The following is a 10,105-nucleotide window of genomic DNA, read 5'->3' on the forward strand; positions in this document are numbered from 1 at the left end:
GGCGCCCGGCGAGGGCTTCCGCGTGGACGCCTCCGGCTGGTCCGGCGGCTGACCCGCTCGTCCCGCCCGCCCGCCCCCGTTGCAGCAAAGCCACTTTCCTGCAACGTGCTTGCGTGAAAGTGGCTTTGCTGCAATCCGGACGGCCGACTCAGTCCGTCAGACCGCGTCGGGCCAGCAGCGGACCGATCTCCGGGTCCCGGCCCCGGAAGGCGCGGTAGGCCTCCATCGGGTCGACGGCGCCGCCGCGGGAGAGCAGCTCCCGGCGGAACGTGTCGCCGTTCTCCCGCCGCAGCCCGCCGTTCTCGGCGAACCACTCCACGGTGTCCGCGTCGAGCACCTCGCTCCAGATGTAGGAGTAGTAGCCGGCGCTGTAGCCGCTGCCGAAGATGTGGTTGAAGTACGTCGTGCGGTAGCGCGGCGGGGCCGTCGGCACGTCGACCCCCGCTGCGGCCAGCGCGTCGGCCTCGAACCGCTCCACGTCCTCGACGCGGTCGTCCGGGCCGAGGCGGTGCCACGCCTGGTCCAGCAGCGCGGCCGCGAGGTACTCGGTGGTGGCGAAGCCCTCGCCGAACCGGCGCGACGCCGCCAGCCGCTCCACCATCTCGGCGGGCAGCGGCTCGCCGGTCTCGTGGTGGCGGGCGTAGTGCGCGAGGATCTCCGGGTCGTCCAGCCACATCTCGTTGACCTGGGACGGGTACTCGACGAAGTCGCGGGGCACGGAGGTGCCGGAGAACGTCGGGTAGCGCACGTCGGAGAACAGCCCGTGCAGGGCGTGGCCGAACTCGTGGAACAGGGTGCGCACGTTGTCGATGGTCAGCAGCGTGGGCTCGCCGTCCGCCGGCTTGGCGATGTTGAGAGTGTTGAGCACCACCGGCTTCATGCCCAGCAGGTGCGACTGCTGGACGAACGAGTTCATCCACGCACCGCCCCGCTTCGAGTCGCGGGCGTAGAAGTCGGCGACGAACAGGCCGAGCTGCCCGTCCTTGTCGAACACGTCGAAGACCCGGACGTCGGGGTGGTAGCGCGGCAGGTCGTGCCGCTCGGCGAACCGCAGCCCGTAGAGCTTGCCGGCGGCGTGGAAGACGCCGTCGTGCAGCACGCGCTCGAGTTCGAAGTACGGCCGCAGCGCCTCGGCGTCGATGTCGAAGCGCTCGCGGCGCACCCGCTCGGCGTACAGCGCCCGGTCCCAGGCCTCGATCGGGAAGCCGGCGGCCTCCGACAGCTCGCCTGCCTCCGCCTCGGCATTCCCGGCGGCGACGGGCGCGAGCTTGCCGAGCATCGCGTCGATCGCCTCGACCGTGCCCGCGGTGGCGACCTCCACCACCCAGGACGCGTGGTGCGGGTGCCCGAGCAGCCGGGCGCGCTCGGCGCGCAGTGTGACCATCCGCAGCGCGATGTCGCGGGTGTCGTGCTCGCCGCCCAGGCCGCGGGAGATCGAGGCGCGGTGCACCCGCTCGCGCAGCCCGCGGTCGGTGAGCGCGGACAGCACGGGCTGCCCGGTCGGCAGCACGAGCGGGAGCAGGTGCGCGCCGTCGTGCCCGCGCTCGTTGGCCGCCCGCGCCGCGGCGGAGACGGCGTCGGCGGAGAGCCCGGCGAGCTGTGCCGGGTCCTCGACGAGGACGGCCCCGGCGTTCGCGCCGGCGAGGAGCTTGGCACCGAACTCCGTGGACAGCGCGGACAGCTCGGCGTTCAGCGTCTGCAGCCGCTCCCGCTCGGCGGCACCGAGGCGGGCGCCGGCGCGCACGGCGTCACGGTGGCGGCGCTCCAGCAGGCGCGGCGACTCCGCGTCGAGCCCGAGGTCGTGGCGCGCGGCGAAGAGCGCCTCGATGCGGACGAACAGCGCCTGGTCGAGGGTGATCGCGTCGGCGTGCGCGGCCAGCTGCGGGGCGACCTCGGCCTCGATCTCGCGGATCCCCGGCGTGCTGCACGAGCCGACGAGGGTGAAGAACACGCTCGAGACGCGCCGCAGCGTGGCGCCGGAGCGCTCGAGCGCGGTGATCGTGTTCTCGAAGGTGGCCGGCCCTGGATCGGCGGTGATCGCATCGACCTCGGCGCGCTGCTCCGCCATCCCCGCCGTGAACGCGGGCAGGAAGTGCTCCTCGCGGATCGCGTCGAAGTCCGGGAACTCGAACGGTAGGGAGCTGGGCCTGAGGAAGGGATTCGCGGTCACCCCGGCGAGGATAGATGAGTTGCGCAAGCGCAAACAGTGTCAGGCCGGTTGGGTCGCCGCCTCGTCGTGCGACTTCTGCCACGGCCACCGGCCGGTGATCTCGAGTTCCAGCGAAAAGCTGAGGAAGGTCCGGATCAGCACGATCACTGCCAGCACGCCGACGCTGACGAACGTCGGTTCGACCGCGACCGTGCGGATGATGTCGGCGGCGACGAGGAACTCCAGCCCGAGCAGGATCGATCGACCGATCTGCCGCCGGTATCTCCGGTAGACGCCCTCCTCGCGCCGCGACAACCGGGCGATCGCGACGGCGGTCGCCGCCAGGGCGCCCAGCACGATGACGGCCACGCCCACGACGTCGACGCTCTTGCCGACGACCTCCATGACGACCTGGAACTCCACTGCTCCTCCTCCGGCCGACCGGGCGGCCGGACCTGCTCGTCCCGAGGTCTGCCCCGGTGCCGGGCGGAGAAACGTGCGCGGCAGCATGGGTCCGTGACGCAGGTGCGGGTCGGGGTGGGGGCCGTGGTGCGAGACGGTGGGCGCATCCTCGTGATGCGCCGGGCGGGCGCGCACGGCGCGGGCACGTGGGGGCTGCCGGGCGGGCACCAGGAGTTCGGCGAGTCGCCCGAGGAGACGGCCGTGCGCGAGGTGGCCGAGGAGACCGGGCTGAGGGTGCGCGCCGCCGCGCGGCTGGGGTTCACCGACGACCCGATGCCCGAGGTGGGCAGGCACTACGTCACGTTGTTCGTGGCCTGCACCCGCGCCGGCGACGGCGAGCCCGTGCTGCGCGAGCCGGAGAAGGCCACCGCGCTGGCGTGGGTCACGCCCGACGAGCTGCGCGCCCGCCGCCCCGAACTGTTCGCGCCGCTGGGCCGGTGCCTCGACGCCGGACTCCTCGACCTGAACCGCGGTTGACGGGGCAGGCTGGCGCCATGGACGCCGACGCCCTCCTCGCCCGGATCGGGGCCACCAGGCCTGTGCGCCCCACGGCGGCCGCGCTCGCCGCCCTGCAGGGTGCCCACGTCACGGCGGTGCCGTTCGAGAACTACGACATTCACCGCGGCGTGCCGATCTCGCTCGACCTCTCCGACCACCAGGACAAGATCGTGGGCCGGGGCCGCGGCGGGTTCTGCTACGAGCTCAACGGGCTGTTCGCCGCGCTCCTGCGCGAGCTGGGCTTCGGCGTCACGCTCGTCTCGGCGTTCTCCCTGGGCGACGACGGCGCCCGCGGTCCCGACTTCGACCACCTACGGCTGCTGGTCGACACCGACGACGGCCGCATGATCGCCGACGTCGGCAACGGCGCACGCTGGAAGCGGCCGGTGCCGCTGCGCTCCGGCGTGCACGGCAACGTCCAGGTGCACCGGGACGGCGACCTGTGGTGGACCTCCGAGCAGCGCCCGGACGGCCGGTGGGAGCGCGGCTGGGCGTGGACCACGCAGCCCCGGGAACTGGCCGAGTTCACCGAGCGCTGCCGGTACCAGGAGCACGACCCGGCCTCGCACTTCGTCACCCGCAGGCTCGCCGTGCTGGCCACCGGGAGCGGGCGCCTCTCGCTGCTGAACGGGGTACTCACCGAGATCGACGGCGACACCCGGACGGATCGGCCGGTGGACGCCGGCGAGGAGCGGTGCTGCTCGCCGAGCGGTTCGGGATCGTGCTCGAGACGCCGTGGACGCGGGTGCTGCCCGCCGCCTGAGGGTGACCGGCGGTTCTCGGTGCGAGATCGGTGGCGGCGCGATCACGGGCAGAGGGTTGTCCCCGGCGTACGGTTGACCGCCGTCTGCCCGTGATCGCCGTTCGTCGGGCCGTCGGCGCCCGCGCGGGCCCACCAGCAGACCGCGCTCAACACCCTTCCGCCACGAGTTCCGCCGCCTTCTCCCCGATCGCCACGGCCGTGGCCGCCGTCCCGCGCCGGGGCACCACCGGCAGCACCGAGGTGTCGGCCATCCGCAACCCGGTCAGCCCGCACACGCGCAGCCGCGCGTCCACCACGGAGCCCATGGCCGCGCTGCCGCACATGTGGACGGCGGTGGTGAGGTGGTCGGCGACCCAGCCGTCGAGTGCGCGGTCGGAGCCGAGGACGTCCCCGCCGGGCGCGATGCGGGTGCCGAGCCCGGCGCGCAGCAGCTCTGCACCGGTGCGGACGGCGTGCCGGAGCCTGCGCCGGTCGTACTCCGTTCGGAGGTAGCCATAGTCGATCCGGGGGCGGACGCGCGGATCGGGCGAGGTGATGGTCAGCGTGCCGCGGCTGTCGGGCTGCTGCAGGGCGCACATCAGGTGCAGTGCGTCCCCCGGCGGGAACGGGCGCACGAACACCAGCACCTCGACGTCGCCCGCCGGGTCGGCGCCCGCGTCGAGGTCGAGCGCGGCCTGGCTGCCCGGCGCGTGCGGGTGCGCTGGCGGGTCGGCGGTCGTGAAGGGCAGGTACACCGCCGGGTGGTCGGACCAGGCCTGCCCGACGCCGGGCAGCGCGTGCCGAACGGCGACACCCGCGGCGCGCAGGCCGTCGGGCGGGCCGATGCCGGACAGCAGCAGCAGGTGCGGCGTGCCGACCGCGCCCGTGGCGAGCACCACCTCCCCCGCCTCGAACACGGTCCCGTCGTGCAGCTCGACGCCGCACGCGCGGGTCCCGTCGAGCAGCACCCTGGCCACCGGCGCGTCGCAGCGCACCGTGAGGTTGCCGCGGTCCCGGCCCAGGTAGGCGGTCGCCGCGTCGATCCGAACCCCGTGGATGCTGTTGCTCGGCACCAGGCCGGCACCGGGCGGGCCACCGGCGTTCTTGTCCTGCTCGGCCCGGAACCCGAGGTGCTCGGCCGCGGTGAGGAACCGCTCCGCCGCGGGGTGCAGCAATGGCCCGGCCGGGCGGCGCACCGGTATCGGCCCGCGGTCCCCGTGGCCCGGGGTCCCGGCGAGGTCGAGGTCGCGCTCGGCTCCGACGTAGTGCGGCAGCAGCTCTGCCCAGGACCAGCCCGGCACGCCCCAGCCGTCGACATCGGCGGGGGTAGCCCGCACCCAGTTGGCGCCGTTGACGGCGCTCGACCCGCCGAGACCCCGCCCGCGCGGGACGACGTGGGCGCGGCCGGGCCGCAGCTCCGCTGCGTAGGCCCAGTTGTGGGGATGCCCCGGCGCGGTGGCCGCGAGGGACGCGGCGTCGCGCAGCTCCGGCGCGCGCCGGGCCGGGCCCGCCTCCAGGAGGACCACGCGGCGCGCGGGATCCTCGGCGAGCCGGGCGGCGAGCGCACACCCCGCCGACCCGGCGCCCACCACGACGACGTCGTCCACGTCAGGGAGGATGCCCCCGATGACCGATCTCGCGCAGGACCTCGCCGACTTCATCACCGCGGCGCCCACCCCGTACCACGCGGTGGCCGAGGGCGTTCGCCGACTCACCGCCGCGGGCTTCGTCGAACAGCCCGAGACCGGATCGTGGACCGACGGGCCCGGCGGTCGCTACCTGGTGCGGGACGGCACCCTGCTGGCCTGGTTCGTGCCGGAGGGCGTCGCCCCCGGGGCCCCGATGCGGATCTTCGCGGCGCACACCGACTCCCCGACCCTCAAGGTCAAGCCGCGCCCGGACACCGGAGCAGGCGGCTGGCGACAGGTGGCCGTAGAGGTCTACGGCGGGGCGCTGTGGAACTCCTGGCTCGACCGCGACCTCGGCCTGGCCGGGCGGCTCGCGCTCTACGACGGCACCACCGTGCTCGTCGACGTGCACCGGCCGCTGCTGCGCGTGCCCCAGCTGGCGATCCACCTCGACCGCGGGGTGAACAACGATGGCCTGCGGCTCGACGCGCAGCAGCACCTCCTGCCGATCTGGGGCCTGGGCGCCACCGAGGACGGTGACCTGCTCGAGTTCCTGGCGGGCGAGGCGGGGGTCACCCCCGACGAGGTGGCGGCGCACGACCTCGTGGTGCACGACGTCACCCCGCCGGCGCGGCTGGGCGAGGAGGAGGAGCTGCTGGCGGCGCCGCGGCTGGACAACCTCGCGTCCGTGCACGCCGGGCTCGGTGCCCTGCTCGCCGCGGCCGACGACGCCGCGGGCGTCGTCCCGGTGTTCGTCGGGTTCGACCACGAGGAGATCGGCAGCGGGTCGGCCACCGGCGCCGCAGGTCCGCTGCTGGAGACCGTGCTCACGCGGCTCGCGGGCGGCTTCGACGCGCGCGGCGCGGCGTTCGCCGGCTCGCGGTGCCTGTCGGTGGACGTCACGCACGCGGCGCACCCCAACTACCTCGGCCACCACGACCCGACGCACCGCTCGGTGCCCAACGAGGGGCCGGCGCTGAAGGTCAACGCGAACCAGCGTTACGCCACCGACGCTCCGGGCGCAGCGGCGTGGCACCGGGCGTGCCGCGACGCGGGTGTGCCGACGCAGGTGTTCGTCGGGAAGAACACCGTGCCGTGCGGCACGACGGTCGGCCCGATCCTCGCGACGAGGCTCGGCATCCGGACCGTCGACGTCGGCATCCCGGTGCTGTCGATGCACTCCGCGCGTGAGCTGTGCGGCGTGCACGACCCGGCGCACCTGTCCGCGGCAGCGACGGCGTTCCTGACCGACCCGATCTGACCCGCACCCGGCACGGCGGGCTCGTCCCCAGCCGGCCGTCGCACAGTGTCAGGAAAGCCACGTTCCTGACATTCAGCGACAGGAATGTGGGTTTCCTGACACGGGGACGAGGGCGCGGCGCACGGCGTCGACCGACAGCCTCGGGCGGCCGCCGACGTGTCCCACCGTCAGGCCTGCGGCTGCCGAACCCCACCGGGCCGCCTCCTCGGGCCCGCGGTCCAGGGCAGCGACGATGCCGGCGGTGAACGCGTCTCCCGCGCCGGTCGTGTCGACGACGTCGGCGTCCCCGAGGGGCAGCACGGCCTCGCCGTCCGGCCAGACCACGACGTTGCCCTCGGATCCGGCGCCGAGCACCACCATCCGCGGGCCACGGCCGAGCAGCGAGCGCGCCGTCCGCACGGCCTCGGCCGCGGAACCGATCTCGGCGTCCGCCCACAGCGCGGCCTCGGTGTCGTCGGCGCGCAGGACGTCGGTCATCGCGAGCAGGTCCGCGCTCGCCGACGGGTCCGGTGGCGCCCCGTCGAGCACCACCGTCGCCCCGCCGCGACGGGCGATGTCCGCCGCGGCGCAGACGGCGTCCAGGGGTTGCTGGAGCTGGACGACGACGGTGCGCGCCCGGGTCAGCACGGACTTCGCCGCAGCGACGTCGTCGGCGGTGAGCAGCACCTCCGGCGGCAGGTCCTGCAGGTACCGCCAGGTGCCCTCGGCGTCGACGACGTCGACGATCAGCCCGGTCCGGGTGCCGCTGCGGTGGACGACGGCGCCGACGTCGATGCCGTCGGCCACGGCCCGGTCGAGCACCTCGGTCGCGGCCGGGTCGTCCCCGACCACGCCGAGCAGCGCGGACCGAACGCCGAGCTGGGCGAGCCCGACCGCCTGGTTCGCGCCCTTCCCGCCGAGCACCTCGATCCGCTCCCGGACGTCCGCCGCCTCCCCCGACCCCGGCATCCGCTCCACGCGGAGGGCGAGATCCCGCGCGACCTGACCGATCACCACCGTGTCCACGCCCCCGGTTTTCCCGCGCGACCCGGGCGCACACGCGCCGCGCCCTCTACCGTGGTCGGGTGGCATCGGACGGGACGGAGCTGGACGAGGAGACGCTGGCCTTCGCGCACCGGATGTTCGACCATGCGCGGGGCGGCCACACCGAGGAGCTAACGGCCTACGTGGACGCCGGGCTCCCGGTGAACCTCACCAACGACAAGGGCGACACGCTGCTGATCCTCGCCGCCTACCACGGGCACCCGGCGACGGTGGCGGCGCTGCTGGCAAGGGGCGCGGATCCCGCGCGCGCCAACGACCGGGGCCAGACGGCGCTCGCCGCGGCCACGTTCCGCCGCTCGGCGGAGGCGGTGACGGCGCTGCTGGACGCCGGCGCCGACCCGGCCCAGGGCGCCAAGTCGGCGATCGCCACCGCCCAGGTCTTCGAGCTCCCCGACATGCTGGAGCTCCTGCAGGGCGGACGCCCCGGGTGACCGCGCACGGCGAGCTGACCCTGGCGGGCGGGCCCGACGTGTACTGGTTCGTCGGCGGGCCCCTCGACGGCCGCGTCCAGACCCGCGAGCCGTCCGAACCCGCCCCCGCCACGGTGCGGTACATGCACCTGCACGACGGGCCGAAGATCGTGCACCACTACGACCTGCACGAGGTGGCCGGGCACGGCGGCGAGTACCGGCTGCGCGAGTACGGCGGTTGACCACCCCTGCTTCGGGGTAGATCGTCAGGCGACCCGACCCGAGGGGGTTGCCGTGCCGCCCACCACCACCGCAGCGCAGTCGCTCTGGCTCGCCGACCTGCCCGACACCCGGTACCCGGCCCCCACCGCCGACCGCGCGTTCGACGTGCTCGTGCTCGGCGGTGGCATCACCGGCCTGACCACGGCGCTGCTGCTCAAGCGGCAGGGCGCTCGCGTCGCCGTCGTCGAGGCCGGCCGGGTCGGAGTGGGGGTGAGCGGCAACAACACCGCCAAGGTGACGGCACTGCAGTCGACGATGCTGTCCACCATCACCCGCACCCGTGGTGCCGAGGTCGCCGGCGAGTACGCCCGGCGCAGCGCCGCCGCCGTCGAGCTGGTCGCCGGGCTCGCCGCCGAGGAGGGCATCGCCTGCGACCTGCGGCGTCGCGACGCGTTCACCGTCGCCGTGCAGGACCCCGACCTGGGAACGGTCGAGCGGGAGTTCGAGGCCGCGCGGGAGGCCGGGCTCCCCGTCGAGATGACGGCCGCCGTCGACCTGCCGTATCCGGTGGCGGGCGCCGTCCGCCTCGCCGACCAGGTGGAGTTCCACCCGGTGAAGTACGTGCACGGGCTCGCCGCCGCGGTCGACGGCGACGGCTCCCGTGTCTTCGAGAACACCCGTGCGGTGCGCGTCCACGACGGCAGTCCGGTACGGGTGGACACCACGCAGGGTCCGCTCACCGGCGGCCGGGTCGTCGTCGCCACCCACTACCCCGTCTGGGACCGCGGACTGTACTTCGCGCGGATGGAGGTGAGCCGCTCGTACTGCATCGCCGCGCGGGTACGCGGCGAGCCTGCCCGCGGCATGTCCATCACGACGGGCGACACGACCTGGTCCTACCGCTCGGCGGGCGACCTCCAGATCGTCCTCGGGCAGAGCCATGCCACCGGCGCGCGTGGCATCGACGCCTCCCGCTACCGCGCTGTGGAGGAGCACGCTCGGCAGCACTGGGACGTCGAGGAGGTCACGCACCGCTGGTCGGCGCAGGACCCGACGCCCTACGACCACACCCCGATGATCGGGACCTACACCCCCGTGTCGTCCCGGATGTTCGTGGCGGCCGGCTTCTCCAAGTGGGGCCTGAGCGGCGGCACGATGGCCGCGGCGCTGCTCGCCGACCGCCTCGGCGGCCAGGAGAGCACGGACGTCTTCAGCCCGCACCGCGTCTCCCCGCGCGGGCTGCCGCAGTTCGCGCGGATGAACACCAAGGTGGCCGTCGACCTGATCGGCGACCGCCTCGTCCCCGGACAGATCGCCTCCGCCGCGCAGATCCCACCGGGCCAGGCCGGCGTGGTGCGCTCGGGCGCCGATCGGACCGGGGTCTACCGCGACGACGACGGCGAACTGCACGCCGTGTCGATGCGGTGCACCCACCTCGGCTGCCTCGTCCGCTTCAACGCGGCCGAGACGAGCTGGGACTGCCCGTGCCACGGCTCCCGGTTCGACGTCGACGGCAACGTCCTCGAAGGACCCGCCGTCGACCCGCTTCCCCGGCGCAACCCTCCGGCGCAGGCGTAGCCGCACGACGTGTCAGCGCCCGCTTCGCGGCCGAGATTCGCCGGCCTGCAACTGAATGACACAGAGGTCATCTCCGGACTCACCAGTGCCAGTTCCGCATCCCAGGACCTC

General features: G+C 74.4%; 10 protein-coding genes. 6 read left to right on the forward strand and 4 right to left on the reverse strand.

Annotated features, from left to right (window positions below; genetic code table 11):
• Window positions 1-148: 148 nt before the first annotated feature.
• A complete protein-coding gene (locus KME75_RS21320; protein WP_219416640.1) occupies window positions 149-2,170 on the reverse strand; it encodes a M3 family metallopeptidase in 2,022 nt (673 codons plus the stop codon).
• A gap of 39 nt (window positions 2,171-2,209) precedes the next feature.
• Complete coding sequence (locus KME75_RS21325) at window positions 2,210-2,572, reverse strand: DUF1622 domain-containing protein (protein ID WP_219416641.1); 363 nt, start codon at window positions 2,570-2,572, stop codon at window positions 2,210-2,212.
• A gap of 93 nt (window positions 2,573-2,665) precedes the next feature.
• On the opposite strand from KME75_RS21325, the gene KME75_RS21330 reads away from it, so the two are divergent.
• Window positions 2,666-3,088, forward strand: coding sequence for a nucleotide triphosphate diphosphatase NUDT15 (locus KME75_RS21330; RefSeq protein ID WP_308282960.1), 423 nt, complete (start codon window positions 2,666-2,668; stop codon window positions 3,086-3,088).
• Between the two features lie 17 nt (window positions 3,089-3,105).
• Window positions 3,106-3,966, forward strand: coding sequence for an arylamine N-acetyltransferase family protein (locus KME75_RS21335; RefSeq protein ID WP_219416642.1), 861 nt, complete (start codon window positions 3,106-3,108; stop codon window positions 3,964-3,966).
• A gap of 52 nt (window positions 3,967-4,018) precedes the next feature.
• Here KME75_RS21335 and mftG read toward each other — a convergent pair whose 3' ends face one another.
• On the reverse strand, window positions 4,019-5,458 hold the full coding sequence (gene mftG, locus KME75_RS21340) for a mycofactocin dehydrogenase MftG (RefSeq protein ID WP_308282961.1): 1,440 nt from the start codon (window positions 5,456-5,458) through the stop codon (window positions 4,019-4,021).
• A gap of 19 nt (window positions 5,459-5,477) precedes the next feature.
• On the opposite strand from mftG, the gene KME75_RS21345 reads away from it, so the two are divergent.
• Window positions 5,478-6,740, forward strand: a complete 1,263-nt coding sequence (locus tag KME75_RS21345; RefSeq protein ID WP_219416644.1) for a M18 family aminopeptidase — start codon at window positions 5,478-5,480, stop codon at window positions 6,738-6,740.
• A 72-nt stretch (window positions 6,741-6,812) separates the two neighbouring features.
• Here the strand turns inward: KME75_RS21345 and KME75_RS21350 are convergent, their stop codons facing one another.
• Window positions 6,813-7,745 carry a ribokinase gene (locus KME75_RS21350; protein ID WP_308282963.1) on the reverse strand — a complete coding sequence of 311 codons (933 nt, stop codon included), beginning with the start codon at window positions 7,743-7,745 and terminating at the stop codon, window positions 6,813-6,815.
• A gap of 59 nt (window positions 7,746-7,804) precedes the next feature.
• Between KME75_RS21350 and KME75_RS21355 the strand changes: the two genes are divergently transcribed.
• Genes KME75_RS21355 through KME75_RS21365 form a run of 3 tightly spaced genes read left to right on the forward strand, consistent with a single transcriptional unit; the run spans window position 7,805 to window position 9,994 of the window.
• Window positions 7,805-8,215 carry an ankyrin repeat domain-containing protein gene (locus tag KME75_RS21355; RefSeq protein ID WP_372452636.1) on the forward strand — a complete coding sequence of 137 codons (411 nt, stop codon included), beginning with the start codon at window positions 7,805-7,807 and terminating at the stop codon, window positions 8,213-8,215.
• Entirely contained in the window at window positions 8,212-8,436 is a 225-nt protein-coding gene (locus tag KME75_RS21360; RefSeq protein WP_308282965.1) for a DUF8847 domain-containing protein, read from the forward strand. The genes KME75_RS21355 and KME75_RS21360 overlap by 4 nt, the downstream gene beginning before the upstream one ends.
• Window positions 8,437-8,488: 52 nt before the next feature.
• Window positions 8,489-9,994, forward strand: coding sequence for an FAD-dependent oxidoreductase (locus KME75_RS21365; protein ID WP_219416646.1), 1,506 nt, complete (start codon window positions 8,489-8,491; stop codon window positions 9,992-9,994).
• The last annotated feature ends 111 nt before the right edge of the window (window positions 9,995-10,105 follow it).

Source organism: Pseudonocardia nigra, assembly GCF_019396355.1.
GTDB classification, from domain to species: domain Bacteria; phylum Actinomycetota; class Actinomycetes; order Mycobacteriales; family Pseudonocardiaceae; genus Pseudonocardia; species Pseudonocardia nigra.

Coding starts and splice junctions, on each gene's coding strand:
- KME75_RS21335 (WP_219416642.1), top strand. CDS start 3,106: ATGGACGCCGACGCCCTCCTCGCCCGGATCGGGGCCACCAGGCCTGTG.
- KME75_RS21345 (WP_219416644.1), top strand. CDS start 5,478: ATGACCGATCTCGCGCAGGACCTCGCCGACTTCATCACCGCGGCGCCC.